This window comes from Acinetobacter populi, assembly GCF_002174125.1.
Lineage (GTDB): Bacteria > Pseudomonadota > Gammaproteobacteria > Pseudomonadales > Moraxellaceae > Acinetobacter > Acinetobacter populi.
Window position 1 is genome coordinate 601,802 of sequence record NZ_NEXX01000002.1, and the last position, 26,257, is coordinate 628,058.

22 protein-coding genes are annotated in these 26,257 nt (G+C 41.7%); 6 read left to right on the forward strand and 16 right to left on the reverse strand.

Translation table 11 applies throughout. The features are described from left to right. Positions 1-459: 459 nt before the first annotated feature. On the reverse strand, positions 460-900 hold the full coding sequence (locus CAP51_RS08915; protein WP_087620375.1) for a DUF2147 domain-containing protein: 441 nt from the start codon (positions 898-900) through the stop codon (positions 460-462). Positions 901-1,034: 134 nt separating this feature from the next. Between CAP51_RS08915 and CAP51_RS08920 the strand changes: the two genes are divergently transcribed. The 3 genes from CAP51_RS08920 to dctA all read left to right on the forward strand — a co-directional run bounded on the left by CAP51_RS08920 (position 1,035) and on the right by dctA (position 4,381). Then, positions 1,035-1,946, forward strand: a complete 912-nt coding sequence (locus CAP51_RS08920; protein WP_087620376.1) for an alpha/beta hydrolase — start codon at positions 1,035-1,037, stop codon at positions 1,944-1,946. 181 nt (positions 1,947-2,127) lie between these two features. Continuing rightward, the gene (locus tag CAP51_RS08925) at positions 2,128-2,673 is read left to right on the forward strand and encodes a DUF2062 domain-containing protein (RefSeq protein ID WP_087620377.1); all 546 of its coding nucleotides are present in this window, start codon (positions 2,128-2,130) and stop codon (positions 2,671-2,673) included. Positions 2,674-3,121: 448 nt separating this feature from the next. Continuing rightward, positions 3,122-4,381: a C4-dicarboxylate transporter DctA gene (gene dctA / locus CAP51_RS08930; protein WP_087620378.1), complete on the forward strand. Its 1,260-nt coding sequence runs from the start codon at positions 3,122-3,124 to the stop codon at positions 4,379-4,381. A gap of 107 nt (positions 4,382-4,488) precedes the next feature. Here dctA and CAP51_RS08935 read toward each other — a convergent pair whose 3' ends face one another. From CAP51_RS08935 to CAP51_RS08965, 7 genes are all read right to left on the reverse strand, one after another. Then, the gene (locus CAP51_RS08935) at positions 4,489-6,843 is read right to left on the reverse strand and encodes a YgiQ family radical SAM protein (protein ID WP_087620379.1); all 2,355 of its coding nucleotides are present in this window, start codon (positions 6,841-6,843) and stop codon (positions 4,489-4,491) included. A 168-nt stretch (positions 6,844-7,011) separates the two neighbouring features. Further along, on the reverse strand, positions 7,012-7,956 hold the full coding sequence (locus CAP51_RS08940) for a phosphatidate cytidylyltransferase (RefSeq protein WP_087620380.1): 945 nt from the start codon (positions 7,954-7,956) through the stop codon (positions 7,012-7,014). Next, positions 7,953-8,609, reverse strand: coding sequence for a lysophospholipid acyltransferase family protein (locus tag CAP51_RS08945; RefSeq protein WP_087620381.1), 657 nt, complete (start codon positions 8,607-8,609; stop codon positions 7,953-7,955). The genes CAP51_RS08940 and CAP51_RS08945 overlap by 4 nt, the downstream gene beginning before the upstream one ends. Before the next feature lie 57 nt (positions 8,610-8,666). Then, a complete protein-coding gene (locus CAP51_RS08950) occupies positions 8,667-9,086 on the reverse strand; it encodes a hypothetical protein (RefSeq protein WP_087620382.1) in 420 nt (139 codons plus the stop codon). After that, positions 9,061-10,452 (reverse strand): phosphatase PAP2/dual specificity phosphatase family protein, encoded by a 1,392-nt coding sequence (locus CAP51_RS08955; protein WP_087620383.1) that lies wholly within the window; start codon positions 10,450-10,452, stop codon positions 9,061-9,063. The genes CAP51_RS08950 and CAP51_RS08955 overlap by 26 nt, the downstream gene beginning before the upstream one ends. Positions 10,453-10,480: 28 nt before the next feature. Beyond that, positions 10,481-12,232, reverse strand: a complete 1,752-nt coding sequence (locus CAP51_RS08960; protein WP_087620384.1) for a bifunctional alpha/beta hydrolase/class I SAM-dependent methyltransferase — start codon at positions 12,230-12,232, stop codon at positions 10,481-10,483. A gap of 30 nt (positions 12,233-12,262) precedes the next feature. Further along, the gene (locus tag CAP51_RS08965; RefSeq protein WP_087620385.1) at positions 12,263-12,928 is read right to left on the reverse strand and encodes a CDP-alcohol phosphatidyltransferase family protein; all 666 of its coding nucleotides are present in this window, start codon (positions 12,926-12,928) and stop codon (positions 12,263-12,265) included. 205 nt (positions 12,929-13,133) lie between these two features. Between CAP51_RS08965 and CAP51_RS08970 the strand changes: the two genes are divergently transcribed. Beyond that, positions 13,134-14,411, forward strand: coding sequence for an O-acetylhomoserine aminocarboxypropyltransferase/cysteine synthase family protein (locus CAP51_RS08970; protein ID WP_087620386.1), 1,278 nt, complete (start codon positions 13,134-13,136; stop codon positions 14,409-14,411). 68 nt (positions 14,412-14,479) lie between these two features. On the opposite strand, the gene CAP51_RS08975 is transcribed toward CAP51_RS08970, so the two are convergent. After that, positions 14,480-15,589 carry an S-(hydroxymethyl)glutathione dehydrogenase/class III alcohol dehydrogenase gene (locus CAP51_RS08975; RefSeq protein ID WP_087620387.1) on the reverse strand — a complete coding sequence of 370 codons (1,110 nt, stop codon included), beginning with the start codon at positions 15,587-15,589 and terminating at the stop codon, positions 14,480-14,482. Positions 15,590-15,609: 20 nt separating this feature from the next. After that, positions 15,610-15,885: a metal/formaldehyde-sensitive transcriptional repressor gene (locus tag CAP51_RS08980; protein WP_087620388.1), complete on the reverse strand. Its 276-nt coding sequence runs from the start codon at positions 15,883-15,885 to the stop codon at positions 15,610-15,612. Positions 15,886-16,113: 228 nt separating this feature from the next. On the opposite strand from CAP51_RS08980, the gene CAP51_RS08985 reads away from it, so the two are divergent. Both CAP51_RS08985 and CAP51_RS08990 read left to right on the forward strand, forming a co-directional pair. Next, entirely contained in the window at positions 16,114-17,310 is a 1,197-nt protein-coding gene (locus tag CAP51_RS08985) for an MFS transporter (RefSeq protein ID WP_087620389.1), read from the forward strand. 301 nt (positions 17,311-17,611) lie between these two features. Then, the gene (locus CAP51_RS08990) at positions 17,612-17,989 is read left to right on the forward strand and encodes an RcnB family protein (protein ID WP_087620390.1); all 378 of its coding nucleotides are present in this window, start codon (positions 17,612-17,614) and stop codon (positions 17,987-17,989) included. Between the two features lie 127 nt (positions 17,990-18,116). Here CAP51_RS08990 and CAP51_RS08995 read toward each other — a convergent pair whose 3' ends face one another. The 6 genes from CAP51_RS08995 to CAP51_RS09020 all read right to left on the reverse strand — a co-directional run bounded on the left by CAP51_RS08995 (position 18,117) and on the right by CAP51_RS09020 (position 26,099). Then, the gene (locus tag CAP51_RS08995) at positions 18,117-19,112 is read right to left on the reverse strand and encodes an aldo/keto reductase (RefSeq protein WP_087620391.1); all 996 of its coding nucleotides are present in this window, start codon (positions 19,110-19,112) and stop codon (positions 18,117-18,119) included. A gap of 74 nt (positions 19,113-19,186) precedes the next feature. Next, on the reverse strand, positions 19,187-20,539 hold the full coding sequence (locus CAP51_RS09000; RefSeq protein WP_087620392.1) for an LLM class flavin-dependent oxidoreductase: 1,353 nt from the start codon (positions 20,537-20,539) through the stop codon (positions 19,187-19,189). A 75-nt stretch (positions 20,540-20,614) separates the two neighbouring features. Then, positions 20,615-22,918, reverse strand: coding sequence for a TonB-dependent receptor (locus CAP51_RS09005; RefSeq protein WP_087620393.1), 2,304 nt, complete (start codon positions 22,916-22,918; stop codon positions 20,615-20,617). A 22-nt stretch (positions 22,919-22,940) separates the two neighbouring features. Then, positions 22,941-24,002: an ABC transporter substrate-binding protein gene (locus CAP51_RS09010; protein ID WP_087620394.1), complete on the reverse strand. Its 1,062-nt coding sequence runs from the start codon at positions 24,000-24,002 to the stop codon at positions 22,941-22,943. A gap of 24 nt (positions 24,003-24,026) precedes the next feature. Then, positions 24,027-24,980 (reverse strand): TauD/TfdA dioxygenase family protein, encoded by a 954-nt coding sequence (locus CAP51_RS09015; RefSeq protein ID WP_087620395.1) that lies wholly within the window; start codon positions 24,978-24,980, stop codon positions 24,027-24,029. A 285-nt stretch (positions 24,981-25,265) separates the two neighbouring features. Then, positions 25,266-26,099 carry a Crp/Fnr family transcriptional regulator gene (locus CAP51_RS09020; protein ID WP_087620396.1) on the reverse strand — a complete coding sequence of 278 codons (834 nt, stop codon included), beginning with the start codon at positions 26,097-26,099 and terminating at the stop codon, positions 25,266-25,268. Positions 26,100-26,257 lie beyond the last annotated feature (158 nt).

Genomic DNA, 26,257 nt, shown 5'->3' on the forward strand with positions numbered 1-26,257 from the left:
AGAATTTTTCTGTTTTTACAAAATATCTTCCGTCAAAATTTGACACATACTTTGTCCTTAAATATGTAAACAATATTTTTATTCCGTTAATCTTAATTTCATATTGTGTAGTATTTGTTATCATTCTAAAATATTGTACTTGATATCTACATAATTAGAATAAAGTTATAGGTGGTTCAATATGAGATGACAACCTGTTTGCTATTTTCAGTAAATTAACTTTAACGAATTGATATAGGTTTTTTAAATATAGAAGCACTCAAAACATTAGCTGCATTATTTTTTCTTTATACTACTGGATGTTACGAATAAAGCAACACATATCTACTCTCTCTGGAAAAATTCACAATATGAATGGATACTCTGAGTATGGCATTTATTTAGGTGTTGGTTTACATATTCATGCCATGGCTGAAGAATACCTGATATTCTTCAGCATGACACATTTAACAGAGTGTGTTAATTGGCACGCAACCAAGTCTGGTTGCGTCCTAGTGCAGAAATACCGATATAACCTCGTACTTGCAGTTTTTTACCGTCTGGTGATACCTCGGCTTTCATTTTATAGGTCTTACCCGATTTTGGATCTAAAATTGTGCCGCCATCATATTTACCAGCTGACACAGCTTTTAAATTACGCACGATGGTGACACCTTCAAGCGGTTTACCTTTTAAGGCACCAGCGCAGGTATTACAGCCTTTTTCAACATTTGGATCTAAAGATTTACTGATGGTGGCGGTAAACGTACCATTGGCTTGTTGTTTAAAACTTACCAAAGCCTTCGGTTTACCAGTTTCATCATCAATGGTTTTCCATTCGCTATTATTTAATACATCGGCAGCAAAAACGCTTGTGGTTGTGAATGCAGTTGTAAGCAGCAATAATGATAGTTTTTTCATGAAACAGTCCTTATTTATCGTTTCCTGTGGTCAACTATAAAATAATAACAAATTTATGACATGGATTTTGGGTTTATAAATGTAATGATATGGGGTATTTTTATGAATAATTAGTCACTTTTATGGATTGATTTATGCCAAAAACCTCACAATTCCGAACTTTTGCAATCGAAAAAATATTAAAAGCAACCCTGAAATTTCCTAGTGAACAAGGGCTCTCTGCCATTACCTTACGTAAGCTACTTGTCCCTGCAAGTAAATTACTGCCTGTCAATCGTTCCTTGCATTTCAAAAAACTTCATCTAGCCGGTATGTCATGTGAAGAAATCAAGATTCGTAATGAAGCACCGACACAAATGATTTTCCATATCCATGGCGGTGCTTTTTTTCTCGGTGGTCTGGACAGTCATCGTGGGCTGATGTCTGATCTGGTCACGTATACCAAAGCACAGGTGTTACATCTGGACTATCCACTGGCCCCCGAACACCCATTCCCTTATGCGCTTGATTTGCTGTTTGCTGCATATCTGGAAATTTTACAACAGGGGATTGAGCCCAAAGACATTACCTTATCGGGGGATTCCTGTGGCGGGAATCTGGCACTGGCACTGTGTTTAAAATTACGGGATGAAAAATTACCGTTGCCAAGTGGTTTAATCCTGATGTCGCCTTGGCTGGATTTATCTTTAAGTGGTGAGTCTTTGAAGTTTAATGCCAAACAGGATGCCTTACTTTCAGAACAGTTATTAAAACAGGGCATCGAGTATTATATTACCGACGATAGCAGTATCGATGAACCCTATGTGTCTCCTCTCTTTGCCAATTTAAGCGGTTTACCTGAAATCCTGATTCAGGTCGGAAGTAAAGAAATTTTACTCGATGATGCCAAACGATTAAAAGAATATGTTGATCAGGCTGGTGGTAAGGCAACTTTATCGATTTATCCTGGTATGTGGCATAATTTTCATATGTTTAACCATTGGGTAGAGCAAGCAAAACAGGCATTAGTAGACATCGCCAGATTTGTAGATCATGTTGACCGATAATTAACCCTCCTGATTCTGTACATCCAGTAAAATTAAAAAGACAAGACATCTATTTACTCTTGTCTTTTTTATGATCGTCCCCATTTTATACATCATACCCTATGACATAATTGCTGAAGAAAAGTTATACTTATCGGATAATTCTTCTTCATATTGAGACACTGGCACAAAGACAGCACACATGGCAAAACAATTCTTACAGTCTTGGCTCCCTTCTGCCGATCGTGTGTCCAATTTAAAATTTATGCGTCTTTTTGGCAAACATGCAACGAATCCACTGATTTGGTATGTCAATCGTAAATCCATTGCCAAAGCAGTGTTTATCGGCACTTTTTTTGGTTTGTTGCCAATTCCTTTTCATAGTGTCTTTATTGCGGTTGCTGCAATTTTTTTGGAAGTTAATTTACCAATTGGACTTGCGCTGGCTTGGCTCAGTAATCCATTGACCATCATTCCGATTTTATATCTGGGTTTTTGGCTGGGAAGTAAGATTTATCATGTCCATATGATTAATAAGGAAATGATTTTAGGTGTATTACATCAAATCGAACATTGGATCACAAATTTGGGGCATGGTCATGTTGATTGTAGCCTAGCCAAAATTTTACTCTCTGGCTTGATGATTGAAGCCTTAATCTTCGCTGTATTATTTTATGTACTTACACATATTTTCTGGCGCTGGAGTGTGCTACGAAAATGGAAAAAACGGCATCAGATCAAACCTTAATTCTGCTTTGTGATCAACGGTCTATGCCATTTATAAAAACTCTACCCCCGAACAGATTCAATTTGAGAAAGGGGCAGGTATTTTACAAATCCTATGACTCTGCTTAAAAGAGAAACGTTAAATCTCCATTCATCCCATACAATACAAACTCATAATTTAATATTTAAAAATCAAAATATTATGTAATTTAATAGGTGACTATCCTTTATTTCCCTGCATTTTAAAGAGAGGGTTTTCTCTCTTCTCAATAAACCGTCATGTTGATAAGTATGAATTTAAAGCGACGCCCTCTCTAAATTCATACCTTAAAATGTCAGGTCATAAATAATTAACAATAGTGTATTTCTCATTCTATATCTATATATTGAATAAGTAATGCAAAAATCGCACTGTTATGGTGTGTTTATTGCTTACAAAGCGGATACAACTTGCCATACAGAGATCATCAATGTTATCGATACTTAAAAAAAGCCTATTTGCACAGGTGGTCCTTGCGCTCATTTTGGGGGTCATTCTGGGAATTGTCGCACATGATTTCGCACTCGCATTAAAACCATTGGGGGATGGTTTTATATCTCTTATCAAAATGCTAATCGCACCTATCGTATTCTGTGTTGTTGTTTTGGGTATTTTTGGTGCAGATGACGTTAAGAAAATGGGTCGTGTTGGTGCAAAAACCATTCTTTATTTTGAGGTTGTTACTACAATTGCATTATTTTTAGGCATTGCAGTCGCCTATATATTCAAACCCGGTGTCGGTATGAATATCGATATTTCCACACTCGATGGAAAAGATCTCGCTACCTATACCGAGCGAGCACAGGAATTGGCTTCCGCATCAGACTTTTTATTGCATTTGATTCCAAAAACTGTATTTGATGCGTTCACCAAAGGCGATATTTTACAAGTGCTGGTGATTGCTATTTTATTCGGTGTCAGCATGTTACTGGTTCCCAAGCATGTCGCAGAGCCAGCCAAAACATTTATCGAATCAGTTTCTGAAATTTTATTTAAAGCCATGGGACTGATCATTAAACTAGCACCTTTGGGGGTTTTAGGTTCGGTTGCTTATACCACTGCAAAATTTGGTGTAAGTTCATTGGTGCAATTGGGCGCATTGGTCTTTTTATTCTATGCGACCTGTTTATTCTTTATCGTTGTGGTTTTAGGCAGTATCTTAAAACTAGCTGGCTTTAATATCTTTAAATTTATCAAATATTTTAAAGAAGAGCTTACCATCGTTTTGGGAACAGCATCTTCCGATTCTGTCCTCCCACAGATTATGAATAAACTTCGTGCTTTGGGAATCAAAAACTCTACAGTCGGTCTGGTGATCCCTACAGGTTATTCTTTTAATCTAGACGGATTTTCCATCTATCTGACCCTGGGTGTCATCTTTATTGCACAGGCTTGTAATATCGATTTAAGTTTTAGCCATTTGGCTGCCATTTTACTGGTATCGTTGATCACATCAAAAGGTGCACACGGCATTCCGGGGTCTGCACTGGTGATTCTGGCTGCGACCTTATCGGTGATTCCAAGCTTACCTGCAATTGGTCTGGTGTTACTGCTTTCTGTCGACTGGTTTATCGGAATTGTCCGTGCCTGCACCAACCTGATTGGTAACTGTGTCGCCACTGTTGTGATTGCTTCATGGGAAAAAGATATTGATAAAGCACAGGCCAAACAGGTGTTGGATCAAGCTTAATCGTATAACAGAATATAAAAAACTCGGGCAATGATCCCGAGTTTTTGTTTTTAATACCGAATGAACGACATAATTAAAACGATCTACTTAAAATTCTCTGTTTAAAATCATCGTCCCGAAGTTTTGGCAGGACGTTTACGCTGTCCACTTTCTCTAGGTGGCAATCCGGTATGCTGGGTTAAAACCTTACCTTTTTTCGGTTGTTTGGTTTGGTAGCGAACGGCATTTTCACTGGTGCGCTTGACCGAATCGCCAGCCTTGCTGGAATTTTTCTTACGTGCAGATTGATAATCCCCTGTACCTTGCGGTTGATAGGTCGGAATCAAATGCTGTTTTGAATTTCCAATCAAGTCTTCCCGCCCCATCTCTTTTAAGGCTTCACGCAATAATGGCCAGTTATTTGGATCGTGATAACGCAAGAAAGCCTTATGTAAACGACGACGCTTTTCACCTTTTACAATATCCACATCTTCACTGTATCTTGTAACACGCGCCAATGGATTTTTATGGGTGTAATACATGGTCGAAGCGGTTGCCATTGGGGAAGGATAGAAGGTTTGCACCTGATCGGCGCGGAAACCATTTTTCTTTAACCAAATGGCCAGATTCATCATGTCATAATCGGTAGTGCCCGGATGAGCAGCAATAAAGTAAGGAATCAAATATTGCTCTTTACCCACCTCTTTACTAAAGCGATCAAACATCTGTTTAAAACGGTCATAAGTACCAATTCCGGGTTTCATCATCTTAGACAATGGCCCCTGCTCGGTATGTTCCGGTGCAATTTTTAAATAACCGCCCACATGATGCTGCACCAACTCCTTGACATATTCTGGATTTAAGACGGCCAGATCGTAACGCAGACCGGAACCAATCAAAATCTTTTTAATGCCTTTAAGCGCACGGGCTTTTTGATAAAGCTGGGTTAAAGGTGCATGATCGGTATGTAAGTTTTGACAAACACCCGGATAAACACAGGATGGCTTACGACAATTCTTTTCAATCTCTGAATCTTTGCAATGCAGGCGGTACATGTTTGCAGTCGGGCCACCCAGATCGGAAATAATCCCGGTAAACTGCGGTGCGGTATCACGAATTTTTTCCACTTCACGCAAAATCGATTCTTCTGAACGATTCTGGATAATCCGGCCTTCATGTTCGGTAATCGAACAAAAAGTACAACCGCCAAAGCAGCCACGCATGATATTGACAGAAAACTTGATCATATCAAACGCAGGGAATCTGGCATCGCCATAGGATGGATGTGGCAGACGTGCATAAGGCAGGTCAAACACATAATCCATTTCTTCTGTGGTTAGTGGAATTGGCGGTGGATTCAGCCAGACATCACGATCCCCATGTCGTTGTACCAGCGCCCGTGCATTGCCGGGATTGGTTTCCAGATGCAAAATGCGGTTGGCATGTGCATACAATATCCGATCATTTGCGACCTGTTCAAACGCAGGCAGTCGGATCACGGCAAGTTCCCGTGGTGGTAATTTATGCTTGATGGCTTTTGACGGTGCAGCTTTAAGTTGCACAATCTGGGTATCTTCTGCCAGTTCATCGCCGGCCTTGACAATTGGATTACTCACCAATTCTTTTTGAAAATCCTGATATTGCGCCAGATTATTGCCTTTATCTTTTTCAATCTCGCAACCATCCAGATCTTCTGTCATGACATAGGGATTAATGATCGGATCAACCCGACCCACAACATCCACATCATTACTGTCGATCTCGATAAATCCAGCTTTTAATTCACGACTGGATTTATTCAAAATAAATGCCGTACCACGGACATCAACAATATTTTTGACCGCTTCGCCCTTGGACAGACGATGTATGATTTCAATAATGGCACGTTCGCCATTGCCATATACCAGCAAATCAGGTTTGGCATCCATCAAAATAGAACGACGCACTTTATCCGACCAATAATCGTAATGTGCAATGCGGCGTAAACTGCCTTCGATACCACCAAGAATAATCGGCACATCCGGATATGCCTCACGGCAACGCTGACAATACACGGTTGCTGCACGATCCGGACGACGGTTGGCCTCATTATTGGGAGAATAGGCATCATCGGAACGGATTTTACGATCTGCGGTATAGCGGTTGATCATCGAATCCATATTGCCGGCTGTCACACCATAGGCAATGGTCGGTTTACCCAGCGCCTTAAACGCATCTGCCGAAGTCCAGTCCGGCTGAGCGATAATACCAACCCGAAAACCCTGTGCTTCAATGGCACGCCCAATCACCCCGGAACAGAAAGATGGATGGTCAATATAAGCATCGCCACAGACCAGAATAAAATCACAGGCATCCCAGCCCAGCATATCCATTTCTTCCCGTGACATTGGTAAGAATGGGGCTGGCTCAAAACATGATGCCCAATACTTGTCATAATCAAACAAGGCTTTGGGCGCAGTTTGCGGCTTATAGGCAGTGGACATAGCTGGCTAATCTCGGCTGGCATTGGAATCGTTGAAAGTTGCTCATTTTAGCATGAATTAAATTCATCTATTCAAAAACAATGTTACGCCGCTTTTTCTACGTGAATCCCGTCAGGAGTTATGAAATATAAGCAAAATGAGATCAATCCCTACCCTTGCCTCTCCTATTTAACCCCACCAATATCTTAAAATATGGAAATACACTGGTGCAGCAAAACAAATAGAATCAATACGATCCAACATACCGCCATGTCCCTGAATCAAATGTCCCCAGTCTTTTACGCCACGATCCCGCTTAATGGCAGACATCACCAGACCGCCAAAGAAGCCAAAAATACAGACGATAAAACCAATTAATCCCGCTTGCCAGAGATTAAAAGGTGTCAACCAATGCAATGCCATCCCCAGTAAAGTCGCCAGAAATATCCCACCCAACAAACCTTCTATGGTTTTTGATGGACTAAGTACAGGTGCAACTTTGTGTTTGCCGAACAATTTGCCACAGACATACTGCAACACATCAGACACCTGTACCACCATGATCAGCCAGATCGCAAGCCAAATTTTATCGCCAGTAAAACCATACACCTTTAAATTTAATAATGCCGGCACATGGGAAATACAGAATACTGAAACCATTAGCCCCCACTGGATTTTGGCACTGCGCTCCAGAAAACGGGTGGTGTCTTCCTGTTTCAAGGTGGCAATCGGAATCAGCAAAAAGACATAGAGCGGAATAAAAATCGAGTATAAGCCGTACCAGTCAATGTAGATCAAATAATATTGATACGGAATGACAAAATAAAAGGCGATCAATAAAGCCAGATAATCGCCTCGTCGCGTCGGTAATAAGGTAATAAATTCCCGTAAGGCAAACAGTGAAATTAAGGCAAATAAAACAATTAAAGCGGTTTTGCCGAGTAAAATTGCTGCGCCCAAAATAACAAGCATGGCCCACCATGCATTAATGCGGGCATTGAGATTATCAATCACAGCATGCGGTTGCTGCTTGACCCGTTGTTTAAGCAGATGACCAATGGTCGAAGCAATCACTAGAATAATCGTGACCGAAATAAATAATAAAGAGGTCAATTGTCCATGACTATAATTCATTGATTCTCAACCTCTTGTAAGGCCAGTAATTGTTGCTCGGCACGATGTAAAAATGCAGTCTTATCTGGCAAATGCTGCGTATCCAGTGGCGTACCAAAAGCGACCGTTGACAATAACGGCAATGGAATAAATGCGCCTTTTGGCATGACACGATTGAGGTTGGTAATCCACACTGGCACCAGTTCGACCTCGGGAAATCGTTGACTTAAATGGAATAAGCCACTTTTAAAGGGCAACAGAATCTGATCTTCATCCAGATTACGTGTGCCTTCCGGGAAAAAAATCACCGAATCACCATCATTTAGTGCGTCAATAACCGGCTGTAAAGGGTCCTGACCAGATTCCCGATGTCTGGCAATGGTAATGCCGTGAAACACATCCTGAATCAGAAACTGCCTTAACGCATTACTTTGCCAATAATCAGAGGCCGCCACAGGACGGGTTTGCCGACGAATCGACGTCGGTAGAGATGACCATAACAAAACAAAATCAATATGACTGTTATGATTGGCATAATAAATCCGCTGTTTCAATTCCGGTTTGCAACCCAGCCATAAACTTCTTGCGCCAGTCAGCAAACGTACCGAACGACGCATTAAAAATGCCACGCCACGCGCAAGATAGTTGATTATTTTGGACGGGTTGTGCTTCATGACCGTTTTGCCTCTTTTGTATTTGCGCTTGAATCTGCGTATTTTTGTGTACTGCGTTTATCGTGCCCCAAGGCAAATCATGCCAACCAATAATATCAACTGGATTGCCAACACCACACATTGCAGTTTAAACAGTCTTAATATTCCGGTTAAGCGTACTGTCCAAATTCGCCCGCTTTTTTTCGATGAAATCAGCTTTAAATCCAGTAATGCCTGATCCAGTTGTTCAGTCTGGGCATGGAGCGCATCTGCTGATTGAATCACCTGTTGTAATAACTGTCGATCAAACTGGACACGAATATACAGATAATGCTGGATGCTTGCCGCAAAGATGATAAGTAGTGCCAAAATATTCAAATTGGTCAATAACATGATCAAAAAAGCAAGTACCAGCAGAACATAACTTGCCCATAATATTGATGTACTACTTGCGGTTAATGCCAACACCACCTTAAATGGAGAAAGTGTTTGGTTCATGTTGTTTCTGCCATTGTTCCAGTTCTGATAAATGTGCAGGTTTTAATACCACCCACGGACGTTGTTGCTGAACCAAGGCTAAACCCTGTTGTGGCGAAGCAACAATGCCCTGATCAATTAACCATGCAATTAAAATACTACAGCTACGGGAATAACCCAAAGCACAATAAATCAATACTTTCTGAGTTTGCTGCTGTTGAGTCTGACTGTTTTTGGTCTGTTGCGTCATGTGCCGCATAATATGATTGAATCTCGCCACCGCTTCGGGAAACTGTTGATGCTGAATTGGAATTAAATCCAGACTATAAAATGCCTCATAACATTGATGTTCAACTTTGTGATGCGGCAATTCTGCACAACAATCGAATAGTGCCTGATATTGTCTGGCATGTTGCTGGGTCGGGATTCTGCCCAGATAAATTTCAATATTATTATGTTTTAAGATAAAGGAATCTTCGGCATGTTTTCTGGTCCACAATCGGCTATTCATCCACGCAAAAAGCAAATAGGGAGACAATAACAGATAACTTGCCACAGTTAAGCGGCCATCAGGTTGTTTCTGAAACACCGTAGGTTGTCGTAATAGATAAGCCTGCGCCACCAACAACAAGGACATCGCCGGATAAAATAACCATAGCGCCCAAGACTGAATACTATAGGCTAATGCAGCCAAACCCAGTGCAGCGCACAGGTAAAATATGCCCAGCTTTAAATGTTTGGTCGTAAAAGATTGTCGTCCGATACGTAATGGTGAAAAACCCTGCAAGGGAAATAACCATAAACATAATGCACCCACCAAGAGCCCGGTCGGAATATCAATAAAATGATGTTGCCATGTGGTTAATACCGATAAGCCGATTAGCACTGACCAGCCATGTACCAGCCAACGCCACTTTGCCGTGACATGCCGACGATAAAAATCCCATATAATGACCAGCAAAATAATATGCAGTGAAGGTGCCTGATTAAATGGCTTGTCAAAGCCCATCAACACATCAAACCAGAGCCCAAAAAATCCATCTAACTCCGGGCGTTCAAAACTAAAGCGCAAGGGAAATAATAAAAAACATGTAATGGCAATGATTTGTGCCGATAGCAGCCGCAATACCTGTTGCCGTAATTCGTGTTTACTCAGGCAAAGAATCAGCGATAAGCCATAAAACAAATCAATCGACCAATAAGGCACAATAGTCCATGCCCAAAGTGGAATATACTGCTCCCATGCAAATACAATGACCGGCACATCCTTGAGCCCGCTGGCATATTGATTGGCAAAACCATAACTGAGGAAGAAAAATGGTGCCAAAAAACAGAGCCAGAGTACACCATACAGCCAGACACCACGTTGTGGCTTATTGATCAGCATAAAACCGCTACCTTAAAAAATGTTGTCTTTATAGACGCTGTGCAACAGAAACGGTAAAAATACCAAATTCGTCAATACATTGGTCAATTTTTTTAAAGCCAGCATGTTCAACCAGCGCATCGATCTCGGCCTGAGACCGTAAACGCATCACCCATGCCTGTCCCTGACGGTGTGAAGTTAAAGCTCGGGCAATAAATTCCTGCTGTGGATGCCAGATTTGTCCGGTATAAATCAAATAGCCACCTTTAGGAATTGCCTGTGCCAGTCCAGTTAACGATTGATTTAATAAGGTATTATCGGCAAATAGCTCATATAAACCGGACACGACTGCCAGATTGGGTCGAGGTTCAATGGCAGCCAGTGAAGCAGTATCAAAGGCATCGCCCTGCTGAAATTGCGCCAGATGCTCAAGCTGTCGCTGTCGGATTAACTGCTGTCCGGCCTCAACATTGAGCGCACTATAATCCCGCAGCAAAATCGACGCAGGTGGTTGTTGCAGATTTGCTACAGCATCGAGAATGTAGCGGCCATGTCCGGCGGCAATATCCAGTATGCGTAAATCCTTGCCTTGGGCCTGAATATTCACAGCATATTTTTTCAACAATACTTCAAGGTTTTGTTTACGCACCCGAATACCACGCCAGCCGATAGCCTGCAAATATTGCCAGTCAATCAGCTTGCCAATCGGATTGGGACTTTCCAGTTGATCCCGATAGACAAAATCTAGTGTCGAACCGGAGTCATATCCGGTTTGCTCACCGATTTTCAACCCTTTGGAAAACTTGCTGCCCAGTTTTAAATTGGCTTTGGTCAATTGCCAGAATGCATGTTTAATCGAATTTTTTGGCAAGGGTGTAGAAATTTCCTCAGCAATTGCACAACTTGCACCAATTTTATCGGCATCGAGAAGCTGCGGTGGCTGAAAACTTTCAGCAAAATTTGCCAGAATAAAACGACGAATTTTTTCAAGCGCCAAATGGCGGTCTTTTTCGCCTAAAGTATCGTGATAAAAGCCTTCTAGTACATGCCATTCTTTTTTGGGATGCGGTAATTTCTCATAAAATTGTTGTTGAGGTTTTCGCTCTACCACAAAATCCGATCCCGAACAAAGCACCTGTGTCGGCACAAAAATGTTCTGTGCATCTGCCACCACTCGATCTGCCGCAGCATATAAACCCAAGAGCATACGCACCGATATGGCTTTGGCAATCTGTGGATCATTATCATATTGCTGTGCCCGTTCGACATCATGGGTCAGCATCGCGGCTTTGACATAGCTGGTAATGAAAAAATTACCACGCAATTTGTTTAATGCAGTCAAACCCGCACGGGCAAAGGGCACATAAAGCTTGATATCAAATGCTGGTGAAGCCAAACATAAGGCACGAATTTGCGGTGCATAATCATGTACCCAAGTCGCCGCCAACACTGCCCCAACACTTTGTCCGATCACTGCAATATTTTCAGCTTTAATCTGATATTTATCCTGAATATGTTGCACAAAATACTGGATATCTTTCACACAAGCAGAAAAGCTCGGCGCATTGCCTCTTTCACCGGGCGATTGTCCATGTCCTCTGGCATCCCATGCAAAAAAATCAAATTCGGCTAATTGTAATTCTTCGACCAAATGGGCCATTCGACCAGAATGCTCATGACCACGATGCAACATGACAATCGCCTTTTTATCCGTATCGGATGCCCGATCCCTTTGCCAATGTTGATAAAATAAAGCAATGCCATCATGGCTATTAAACGTATGCTGTGTGTTTTGATACATAAATGATTCCTTTAAAACGCAATATTTTTTCTAGTGATCAATCTTTCTACTATTTTGAATACCGTACCTGATACGGTTAAAAATTGTCACCAGCAAAAGTAATAAAATAAATAGCAACAGACCATTAATCACATTATCGAGTCTATCGATGTTCAATGCCGGATATTTCTGCATTACACTCGGGATAAAGGCGATCACAATAGCCAGCAGACTAAATATAAATGCACGATCACTTTTCCCCATCGGCCCGTCATAACGGCGTGTTGCCCCAATCAAAGGTGCCATAACACCGGCATATTCACTGAGAATGGACAATAGGATCACCAGTGCCAGTAATTTTTGATCAATCAGAGTAAAGGCAAAAAAACAGGCATAGAGTGCAGTATCACTGATCACATCACATAATTCGTTGAGATAAGCACCCAAGGTACTTTTCTGGGCAAATTCTCGTGCCAGCATGCCATCTATGGCATTCATCGCCATACGCAGCAGCATCCAGACCGGCAATAACAAAAAATAAAAAATCGAACCATCAGGGCTTTGCACATGCTGATAAATCCAGAACGCTAGACCCACCGAAATCAACATGGCCGTCACGGTTACCATATTTGCCGTAATGCCGCAGCGATACAGTCCCCGAACCAAGGGTCGGAGTAAATTTTGAAATGCAGGTTTTAATTGATAAATAGATGGCATTGTTATGTATTATTAAATCGTAGAATCTTGATCATAAAGGAAAAGTCCCAATCTGAACATTGCTGTTTTTGTAAGCAAAAAGGACGCTGTAAAAACCTCAAGCCTTATGCTAAAAATTTATATCTTAATCTCTTTATCATCATCAATCAGGACAAAAATTATGCTAGCTTAATCAGGCTTTTGCTACATATATGGAAAAAACAACATGGCATATAAAGATGAAACCCTGGCAATTCATGCAGGCTATAGCCCAGAACCAACCACAAAGGCAGTGGCTGTACCAATCTATCAAACTACGTCCTACGCATTTGATAATACACAGCACGGTGCCGATTTATTCGACCTGAAAGTACCGGGTAATATTTATACTCGCATTACCAATCCGACCACCGCAGTACTCGAACAACGTCTTGCGGCACTAGAAGGCGGAATCGGGGCGTTGGCACTGGCGTCTGGTATGGCAGCAATTACCTATGCCATCCAAACCATTACCGAAGCCGGCGATAATATTGCATCAGTATCGACATTGTACGGTGGCACCTATAATTTATTTGCCCATACTTTGCCTAAACAGGGCATTGAAGTACGCTTTTTTGATTATCAAAAACCAGAAAGCCTACGTCAATTGATCGATGATAAAACCAAACTGGTTTTTGTCGAATCTATTGGCAATCCACTTGGTAATATTATCGATCTGGAAGCCATTGCCAGCATTGCGCATGAATATGGTGTCCCGGTCGTGGTCGACAATACCGTTGCCACACCGGCCTTACAAAAATCATTTGAGTATGGTGCCGATATTGTGGTGCATTCACTGACCAAATATATTGGTGGACATGGTAATAGTATTGGCGGTGCCATTGTGGATAGTGGCAAATTCCCTTGGGGTAAATATCCAGAACGCTTCAAGGTTTTGAATACACCTGATCCAAGCTATCATGGGGTCAATTATGTTGAGGCACTGGGTGAGGCAGCCTATATTGGTCGTGCCCGTGTGGTTCCATTACGTAATACCGGCGCAGCAATCAGCCCCTTGAGTGTATTTCTGATTTTACAGGGTCTGGAAACCTTATCCTTGCGTATAGAACGCCATACCGAAAATGCCTTGAAAGTTGCCCAGTATTTAAAACAACATGCCAAAGTCAATTGGGTCAACTATGCTGGACTACCTGATCATCCCGAACATGCACTGGCACAAAAATACGTCAAGGGTAAACCGTCTGCAATTCTTTCTTTTGGGGTAAAAGATGGCAAAGCCGGCGGCACCCGTTTTATTGATGCACTGCAACTGTTTACGCGATTGGTAAATATTGGTGATGCCAAAAGTCTGGCATGTCACCCTGCCACCACCACACACCGCCAGTTAAACGAAACAGAACTAAAAGCTGCGGGCGTCAGTGAAGATATGGTGCGTTTGTCTGTAGGCATTGAACATATTGATGATTTAATTGCAGATCTGGAACAGGCGCTAGCGCAGGTTTAAGCTTGATAACGTTTAATTCTTCTAGCTAAAACAGGGAGGACAAGCTCCCTGTTTTTTAACTTTAATATTTAAAAATGTACCACTGAACGAATGGATTTCCCTTCGTGCATCAAATCAAAAGCCTCATTAATCTGGTCAAGTGGCATGGTATGCGTGACAAAAGGTTCAAGCTGAATTTCACCTTTCATGGCATCTTCTACCATTCCCGGCAACTGGGAACGTCCTTTGACACCACCAAATGCCGTACCTAACCATTTACGCCCTGTCACCAACTGGAATGGACGTGTGGAAATTTCCTGCCCTGCACCGGCTACCCCAATAATTACCGATTGTCCCCAGCCACGATGCGCACATTCCAGTGCCGAACGCATGACATTAACATTGCCAATACATTCGAAAGAATGATCAACACCCCAGCCAGTCATCTCAACAATCACCTGCTGAATCGGCTGATCATAATCTTTTGGATTTAAAGTATCTGTCGCACCGAACTGTTTGGCCAGTTCAAATTTATCAGGATTGGTATCAACCACAATAATGCGACCAGCCTTGGCCTGACGTGCACCCTGTACCACCGCCAGACCAATACCTCCAAGGCCAAATACTGCAACCGAATCGCCTTCCTGCACTTTTGCCGTATTATGGACTGCACCGATCCCAGTTGTTACCCCACAACCCAACAAGCACACCTGCTCCGGATTGGCATCAGGATTGATCTTTGCCAGCGAAACTTCTGCAACCACAGTATATTCACTAAATGTCGAACAACCCATGTAGTGATAAATTGGCTCACCATTATAAGAGAATCGAGTCGTGCCATCCGGCATGACACCTTTACCCTGTGTCGTACGTACAGCCACACAAAGATTGGTCTTGCCCGATTTACAGAATAAACACTCACCACATTCGGCAGTGTACAGTGGAATCACATGATCACCGGGTTTAACACTCGTCACGCCTTCACCCACTTCGACCACAACCCCTGCACCTTCATGTCCCAGAATCGCAGGAAATACTCCTTCAGGATCATCACCGGAAAGTGTAAATGCATCGGTATGGCAAACACCGGTGTGCGTAATTTTAATCAATACTTCACCTTTTTGAGGTGGAGCAACATCGACTTCTACAATCTGTAAAGGTTGTCCTGGGCCAAAAGCCACGGCAGCACGGGATTTCATTGGAATTTCTCCTTTTCTGGTTACTTCAAATAGGATTTAAGAATTTTACTGATGTCAGACAGTTCATCATGGCGTTGTTGCTCGGTGGACTCACCTGCAACTAGTGTATCTTTGAGATGGACTTCTAATAACTCGGTCATTAGGCCATTCATCGCACCACGGATTGCACAAATTTGTTGCAGGATTGCAGCACAGGGTGTATCCCCTTCCAGCGCACGTTCAATGGCGTGTACCTGTCCCTGTATTTTTTTTACACGGACAAGAATTTTCTTTTTGTCTTCAATTTGCTTGGGCATGGCTTACTCATGACAAGGTTTTATATACTATACACCAGTATAGTTATCTATTTAAATGCTAAAGACACTTTTTAATGGCACAAATCCCCAAGTTATATACACAAGTTATGCCAATTGATCACCGCCTAGAAAATGATCATGACATCTAAAATAAGCCTCTAGAAGACCGCGTAGCCTAAAACAATCGTTTTATTTTGGCTTATACTGCTACCAGCTTTGGAGCCCTTCATGTCTAATCCCCCTTTACAGTTAAGCCGTGGTACAGCCGCTTATCGAGCGGTCATCCTTGCACTATTTCTGGCAGGTTTTGCCTCATTTTCCCTGCTCTATTGTGTCCAGCCAATGTTGCCAGAACTGGCTCACTCTTTTCTGCTTCGCCCTTCGGAAAGCAGCTTTGCGCTGTCGTTTTCTACACTGGCACTGGCATTTGGGTTACTGATTACTGGGTTTATTTCTGATGCACTTGGTCGTAAACCGATCATGGTGTGCTCCCTGTTGGGTGCTTCAATTTTAACGATTTTAAGTAGTTTCATCCCCTCATGGTGGTTTTTTCTATTGAGCAGGATTGCCATTGGTTTATCTGTGAGTGGCGTTGCAGCCGTTGCCATGACCTATGTCGCAGAAGAAGTGCGTCCAGTTGATATCGGCTTTAGCATGGGCTTATATATTTCCGGGACAGCCATTGGCGGGATGAGTGGACGCTTGATGTCCGGCGTGCTGCTGGAATATATTTCATGGCATCATGTGATCTTGTTTCTGGGCATACTGAATCTGGCCATGTCCATTTTATTTTATTATTTATTACCCGATTCCAGATTTTTTCAGGCCACGGCTTTTTCTTTAAAGAAATTAGGTAAAGGCTTTCAACTCCATCTAAAAAATCCACAACTCTGCATTTTATTTGCACAGGCATTTATCCTGATGGGCTGTTTCGTTACGGTATATAACTATTTAAATTACTATTTATTACAGCCCCCCTTTAATGTGGCACAAAGTACTTTGGGTTTATTGGCCGCAGCCTATCTGGCTGGAATTTACAGTTCCCCACGTGCCGCGGCCTGGGCGCAACGCTTTGGGCGTAAACACCTGTTAATTTTTATGCTGTGCAGCATGCTCATCGCTTTGTGGTTCATGGCAAGCGTACATCAGTTCTGGATACTGTGTATCGGGCTGGTTATGTTTACTTTTGCTTTTTTCGCCGCACACTCCACAGCCAGTAGTTGGGTATCACAGACAGCCAAGTCTCAGCGTGCCGTCGCTGCTTCGCTTTATTTATTTAGTTATTATTTTGGTTCAAGTTTTCTCGGCAGTAGTGGTGGTCTGGTGTGGGAAAACTATGGATGGTTTGGCTTAAGCCTAGCCCTGAGCCTTGTATTATGTCTTGGTATAGTGTTAGCGACTCGCTTACAGGACATTCGAGATTAAACACATGTTCTACATAATTAATCCATAACTTTAGCTCATATTTATATACGTCCTCAAGAACAACCCCCGAGGATATTTAGCAGTAAATATCCTCTTTTTATGCCTAGATTTTTCCCCAAGAATCTAGGCTTTTTTTTACCTGAAATAATATAATCATTGCATAAATTTTCAATATTTATCAATATTCTTAATTTATTCATAATATTAAAAACAAATTACAACAAATACAATTTTTCTACTTTGCAATTTGCTGTAATGTCCTTAATGTCAATGACACTTAATTAAATGCAAAGGTGAAAATATGAAACATTTCTCTAAAATCATGGCTGCTTCAGTATTATCAGTTTTCATGGCAAGTACAGCGTTTGCTGCGCCTGCACCACAACATGAACAACATGGCCAACAACCTTCTCAACAACAGCAAAAACCACAACAGCAGCAAAAGCCTCAGCAACAACAAAAACCTCAACAACAGGTGAAAAAAGTAACGCCTTCAAAAGACTGGAAAGTGGGTGGTAAAGTACCTACTGCTTATCACTCAAACAATTATAAGGTTGGATATTCAGCGCATAAATTACCAAAACCGGGTAAAAATCAACGCTGGATCAAAGTCAATAATGACTACGTTCTTGAAAATATCTTAACTCATGCAATTGTTAAAATCGTTACTGGTCGCTAATCAGGATTTATTCGGATAACACCTGCTTTAATGCTGATTTTTATCACACATTAAAGCAGGTGATTTAAAATAAAAAATATATATTCACTTTATTACACAATGATCAATTTATTTTTTACTCTCAACACTATTGATTAATTACCGCATCAATTGCCTGTAATTCCTGTGCAGAAAAACTAAGATTATCCAGCGCTTTTACATTTTCAATCACCTGTTGTGATGTACTTGCCCCGATAATTGCAGAGCTGACATGCGGATCACGTAATACCCATGCCAAAGCCAATTGCGCCAGACTTTGTCCACGATTTTGGGCAATCTCATTGAGTTGTTTGATCTTATCCAGTAATCCGCTATCCAGCTGTTCCTGTTTTAGATAACGACTGCCCCGACCAATCCGCGAGTCGGCAGGAATACCATTTAAATAACGCCCACCCAAAAGCCCCTGAGCCAAGGGAGAAAAAACAATAATGCCAAAACCGAGCTGGTCTGCACTGTCAAACAAGCCTTGCTCAATCTCGCGATGGAATAGATTATACAATGGCTGATGCAATCTTAAAGGCACTTTATATTCGGCCAATTGTGCAGCAAGCTGTCTGGTCAGTTCCGGCGTATATCCCGAAGAAATACCAATATATAAAGCTTTTCCCTGTCTGATAATATCCGCCAGTGTTTCGGCAGTTTCCTCAAGCGGTGTCTCCGGGTCATAACGATGGGAATAAAAAATATCGACATAATCCACACCCAGCCGTTTTAAACTCTGATCCAGACTGGCAGTTAAATATTTTCGCGAACTTCCGCCTTGTCCATAAGGTCCCGGCCACATATCCCAGCCTGCTTTGGTAGAAATGATCAATTCATCCCGGTAGGCTTTAAAATCCCGTTTTAAGAAATGTCCGATATTACGTTCTGCGCTGCCAAATGGTGTGCCGTAGTTATTGGCCAGATCAAAGTGATTAATACCCAGATCAAATGCAGTATGCAAAATCTCCTGCTGTCGGCTTAGCGGTGTATCATCACCAAAGTTATGCCAGCAACCGAGAGACAATGGCGGCAAAACCAGACCACTTTTCCCGGCCTTTCGATAATTTAATTGTTGATAACGGTTTTCTGCTGCAAAGTACATAAGATGGCTCTCGTTAATTTTAGCTTATGAGGTTTTCGGTTATCTGGCACATCATGCTTTATACAGATGGTGTTTTATGCAATCTGTGTAGGTTGATAATGCGCCCTGAGGGTTGTTGCCGAATATTCCGTCCTAAAGATTTTTTTCTGTTGTAAAATCGGTACCACCTGTTCGATAAAATCTTGCGCGCCACTAGGCAATAAGGCAGGCATGATATTAAAACCATCGGCAGCTTGATGCTTTAACCAGTATTCCATCTGGTCGGCAATCATATCTGCTGTACCAACCAGACTAAAATGTCCGCGCCCTGCGGCAACACGCTGATAAAGCTGTTTGACTGTCAATCCCTGTTCCTGACTAAGACGGGTAAATAATGCCTGCCGGCTTTGTTGTCCAGTTTGGGTTAATTCCAGCTCAGGCAAAGGGGCATCGACATCTAGCGTTGATAGATCAAAATTACCCAGCATACGACCCAATAAACCCAGTCCAACCCGTTCTTCGATCAGATCATCGAGAATTTTTTGCTTGTACAAAGCTTCCTGTTCGGTCTTTGCCACCACCACATACAAGCCCGGTAAGATACTTAACTCATGCGCCTGCCTGCCATAACGGGATAAACGGCTTTTTACGTCTGCATAAAATGCCCGCGCAGTTTGAAAATCGGCTTGTGCGGTAAAAATCACATCTGCTGTTCTGGCTGCTAGTTCCCTACCACGTTCAGAACTGCCTGCCTGCACAATGATGGGATGACCCTGTGCACTCGGGCCTACATTTAAAGGGCCGGCCACTTTAAAATGTTTTCCCCGATGATTTAATGGATGCAATTTTTCCGGGTCAAAAAATTGTCCTTGTGCTTTATCCTTGAGCAATGCATCTTGTTCCCAGCTTTGCCATAAACCCTGCACCACATCATAAAACTCCTCGGCCCGTTCATAACGATCCTGATGCGGTACATGTACTTCACTATTAAAATTCAATGCTTCGGCTGCCAGATCGGTAGTCACCAGATTCCAGCCTGCCCGCCCTTCTGAAATCAAATCCAGTGAGGCAAATTTTCTTGCGATATGATAAGGCTCATTATAAGTCGTGGTTGCTGTACCAATTAAACCAATATGCGAGGTTTGTGCAGCAATTGCCGACAATAGCGTTAATGGTTCAATTTCGTGTCCACGTACTTTGCCTGAATGCGTTACATTGGGGTCCATTGCCAGACTATCGGCAAAGAAAACTGCATCGAATTTTCCTTGTTCGGCAATTTTTGCAGCCTCAAGATATCTTGCAAATGCCGAGCGATTTAACTGACTTTCGGGGTGACGCCAACTGGCAACATGATGTCCAAAACCATCTAAAAATAAATTTAAATGTAGCTGTGGCGTTGCACCCTCTGTTGCCGCATTCGTGACAGAGGGCGAAATAATCTGATTCATGGCTTTACCTTATATTCATGTTTGTCACCCACTTTTTTAGCTGTGGGTGATCTTCATCAATCGCACAAATTGTTTTTAAAAGTCTTTTCTAAACGACAAACCAAAATAACGTTCGTCATCTCTTGGCACTTGACGGGTAATGCGATCGCCGTTGGTGCCCAGTAAAGTCGCATAGGATTTATCCAGAATATTGCGCACATTCAATGCGACACGCCAATCCGACCCGGTATCATTTAGTGCTATACCGGCATTCCAGATGCCGTAGGACGGCTGAATGGTATTTGCATTTTGATCCAGACTATATTGCACCTCACTTTGCCATGAGTATTGGGTCGATAATTCAATCCGTTTGTTATTGGCTAGCTGGATAAATTTATCTACTTGAGCATTGATCTTCCAGTCAGGTGAAAACGGCAATGGTTTACCATTTACATTCGGGCAGGCACTGTCTGTTGGCGGGCATTTAAAGTCCTCAATACGGGCAATAATATTGGCAGCCGAAAGACTCAAGCTTAAATCGGAACTGACTTTATAAACACTATCAAGCTCTATCCCTTTGGTCGAAACATCCCCAGCATTAACCAGTCGGGTAATTGGAAATCCGCTTGGATCCAAGGTACGGAAGTTGGCCTGATAATTTTGATAGTCGGTATAAAAGCCTGCAATATTCAGACGTAAGCGATTATCCAGCCATTGTGATTTAAAGCCCAGCTCATATGAATCTGCGGTTTCTGGATCCAGCACAGGCGTATCAATTTGCTGCATATTAAAATAAACATTATACGCAGGACCTTTATAACCTCGGGAATAGGTCAAATAGGTATTGATATTGGGTGAAAAATCAAATTGTGGACCAATACGTCCAGAAATTCCGGTTTCCGAAGTCGATCCTGAACTGGCATAAGGCGAGCGAATGGCATTACGCACACCAACACTCACAGGAATGGTCGAGCTACGCTGATGATCATAGGACAATTCATCACGTGTCACACGTAAGCCTGCGACCAATCGCAACCGATCATTAAAATTCACTGTACCTTCACCAAAAACTGCGTAGTTGGTGCTATCGGTGTTATAGACTGCCCGGCCAAAATCGGTCACATAATTCGAAGCCGTGCTGTCATACCACTGCGACTGACGCTGATAGGTTTCATCATTTTTATTTTTGGAAAAATACAGTCCGGCAACATAGTTAAAGAAACCATTTTCCAGCGGTTTGATACGCAGTTCCTGCGAAAACTGTTTGGTATTGACATCCCCCCGATCAGCAATGCCTGCAAAACTTGGTGTTGCCGCAGAGAGTTGGTCCCCATCACCAATTTGTGTATTTTTCCATTGCCGGAATGCCGTAATTGATGAAAGCTGATGATTCTGCAAGGTCCAATCTGCGGTCAATGCCAGTCCCTGATTGGTATCATCGGTCGATGCACTGGTATTTTCAATCACCTGACGATTTTCAGCATGAGGGACAATTGGTTGTAATGCACTGGCATAGGCGGCATTACTATTTTTCACCACAACAGCAGTCGGATTGGTACCATCTTTATGGATATAATCCGCAGTAAGACCCAGAACCAGCGTATCTGATGGCGTATATTCAAATTTGGTTCTAAAACCATAATTTTTATAGCCGTTGACATCTTTGTTGTAATAAAGATTTTTGACATTGCCGTCAAAATTACCCAGTAAAGCGGTGACATTGGCTTTTAAGGTATCGGGTATCAATGTGCCTGATACACCCAGCCGAATGCGTTGTTCCTTATCGCTGGTAGCATAGACATCGACATAACCCGAAGGATAACTGGTGGGATTTTTAGTGACAATATTAACCACACCTGCCGAGGCATTTTTACCGAATAAAGTCCCCTGAGGGCCACGTAATACTTCAATTCGGTCAATATCAAGTAAATCCAGCGTTGCCTGTCCCGGTCGGCTAAATACCACACCATCGACCACTGTAGACACCGAAGGTTCTACCCCAGGAGAAGTAGTAATGGTGCCCACACCACGCACAAATAAAGACGTATCCTTATTTGATGCACCAGCCCGGAAGTTCACCGAAGGCACATCTGAAACAATGGCTTCAAGCGAGTTTTTCTGTTGTTGTTCCAGCGTCTTGCCACTGAGCACCGATACTGCTACGGGTACTTTTTGTAATGATTGCTCACGACGTGTCGCTGTCACCACCACCATTTCCAATTGTGCCACATCTTGCACATTTTTTTCGGCATCAGATAACTCGCTTGTCTCCAGAATCGGCTCTTCTGCATAAACTTGTTGTAGGCAAAGAACAAGACTACTGGCCAATACGCTATAGCACAGTCCGTTGACAATTCGATTTTTTGTCTGCCCCGATATATGATGATCCAATACAGCCATTGTTTATTTCTCCTCAATTCAATTATTTTTTCAAATAGTCGTAGTTCGCTGTAGGCGTCCAATACTGTTGTAATTTCAAATTCTGTAATGCCTGATTGACAAAACTGGCATTGACCCAGCTTTTCTGATCAATGGGTTTTCGGATCAAACCTTGTGATTGGGCGAGATTAATTTTTTGTTGCAGTTGATTTAGGTAATATTGATCAAATAAGGGCGAATACAGGAATTTTAGATTCACCCCATGCAGTTCCTGTGCATAGACCGAGGCAGGATAAGAAGACTGGGTGAAGAACAAGGCAATTTGTGCAATACGATTTTCTTCCTGTGACAGCCAGTGCAAACCATTGACCACCTGATTCACCACACGCTGGGTTTCTTTTGGATATTTCTGGATAAACTGCTGACTACCCAAAAATACGCCCTGAGATGATCCGGCACCTTTTAACTGACGGCTACTGACCGGTAATTTGACAATTCCCTTATCACGTAGAGCAAAAAATCGGGCCGGTCCCCATGAAGCATCGATCTTTTTTGCCACCAGTGCCGCATTGACTGCATTAAAATCCAGATTCACCACACGCACATCTTTGCTACTTAAACCCTGACTATTCAGCGCAGCAACAAAAGATAATTCATCGGCAGTACCACGTAACAATCCAACTCGTTTGCCTTTAATATCGGACAGTGTTTTGACATTTAATTCCGGACGAACTGCCAGATAATTGCTGATGCCACGAGATATCGGTGCCAATAATTGCGTATCTAGCCCACCAGCTTTACCAATAATGGGCGGTAAATCGCCGAGAAAAGCAAAATCCAGTTGTTGATTGGCAAAGGCTTCATTAATGGCAGGACCTGCACCCTTAAAGAAATACCATTCAACTTTGATATTTTCCTTGGAAAATTCTTTTTCAATCCAGCGTTTGCTATATAAAACATCAACCACACCACCACCGGCATGTTTACTGCCAGCAGTCAAATCTGGTGAAGCAATACGAATTACTGCTGGTGTCTGGGCAAATGACCACTGTCCCCAAAATAACAACGACAGCACAGCCAGTTTTTTTAATTTATTCATTTGCATTGTGATCTCAACCGATGCGATTCATTAATTTGAATTTAAAACTGCATTGACTTTCTGCTGTTGTAATTCATCTGTGGATAAACCCTCTGGAATCAGGGTGATGCTGGTTTGTCCATCAATCCCTTTCGGCACATCGCCAGCCAGCGTAACCCGTCGCATTAGCCGGTAAGCATCGCCATAATCATTGACCGCAAGATGTTGTGTTGCTCGGTTATCCCAAATGGCAATATCACCTGCCTGCCATTTCCAGCGCACAGTATTTTCCGGTTTGGTAATTCTTTCCTGAAAAATATCAAAAATCCGACTGGATTCTCTGGCACTTAATCCGACAAAGCGTTTAAAAAACTGTCCTAATACCAGACTTGGCTTACCTGTTTCCGGGTGAATACGAACCACCGAATGCTCTGTTTCATAGTGTGTAGAAACAAAAATTTCCTTGTGCTTTTGCAAAGTCTTTTGATCAGCATTGGGTTTATAACCACCATAATCAAAATCATTGGTATGGATCGCCCGCAGTTGATTGGCCAGATCCTTAAGAGAAGACGGTAACTCTTCATAAGCGGTTTCGGTATTTGCCCAAGTGGTATCACCTCCAACTTCCGGCACCACAACAGCTCTGAGAATACTGAGTTTGGGATAGGCATCGATAAAAGTGACATCGGTATGCCAAACATCTGCTCGACCACCAGAACGTGAATCTAGCTCAAAAATATAATTACTTTCTGCGGCTACCGGCACTGTTGGATGGCGGACAGGTTCTCCCAGTAAAGTTGCAAAGCGCTCCTGTTCCTGATCATCCAGTTGCGTCTGATTTCTAAAGAAAATCACCTTATATTGCAATAAAGCCTGATAAATCTGATCGCTAATTGCAGATTCCAAGTCTCCGGATAAAGATACGCCCTCTATTACAGCGCCTATACGTGGTGTAATCGGAGAAATTTTTAATTTATGCTCAATTTGTTCTAATATCTCTGCCATGACCTACTCATATAAATACAAACTTGTCGGTATTATAAGGAGAGATTGATTATTAATTCTGCATACAAATATACATTGTATTGATGATTTTTAGATTAATATAGAACAAACAAATCCATACATTGTACAAAAATATATAATCTTTTCTACGATCAATCAGCTAGCAATAGCAACATAAAAAAGGTTGCAAAAATCGCAACCTAATCATCTCTTAAAATGCTATAAAAAATAAAATTTAAAATATCAAAACACTCAACATCATATAATTTTTCAACTATTCAATATTTACTCATACTTAAGCTCTAAAGAGTTTTCCAATAAATCTATTTTTCTTAGCCTATCCGGATCCAGAATGTAGATTTGATTATACTTGGTGTCGATAATCCCTTCACTCACAAACCACAGAATCTCCTTTCGGATACTTTGTCGTGATACTTTTAATAATTCGGCAAAATTTTCCTGTGACAATTTAATACTTAATTTGATCACATCATTATACTGCGAAGAAAAATACTCCATTAAATACACAAACTGGCGTGCAAGCTGTATTCTTAAAGGCTGGGTACTTTGATGGTAAATATCGTTATCCAGTAAACGTGTTCTTTTGCAGATCATTTCAAAGGTTTGATAAAGTACCTGAGGATTTTGTTGCAGAATCTTTTTAAATACATTACCGGGAATAATAGCCACCACGGTGGCTTCATGTGCAATATAATCATGCTCCAGCAAAGTCTGCGAAATAAAATAAATAATATTTAAAATCGAGCCGGAAGGAATAAAACGATGAATCGTATGTTTTCCTCCCTCAGAATTCCAGCCCATCCGGACTGTGCCATTTAAAATAAAAAATATTTCATCACAGCTTTCATGTCTGGAATAAATTTTCTGACCCTGATAATAATATCTAATTTTGATATGATCAAAAATATATTGAATCTCACTAGCAGTGCAATCATTCATAAATCTGCATTTTAAAAATTGTTCTTCTGCCAGTTTTTTATAATCCAGACATTTTTCTTCTTTTAAAAATACACTGCTCTCCATAGGCTGCTCAAGAATATGTTTAAGCTGCCGGTAATAATCTTCATTTGGTTGTATCCCATCAAATTCAGATTGCATATTTTTCACCCAGATATTGCACTTCTGGTTACTATAGATGATTTTTGAGTTTTACAATATTCCTTTTTTTAATATATAAATCATATTTAAATGATCGAAATAAAGTAACGTCCTTATCATAATAAAACAGCGGCAAATTTTATGTTTTACCGCTGGAT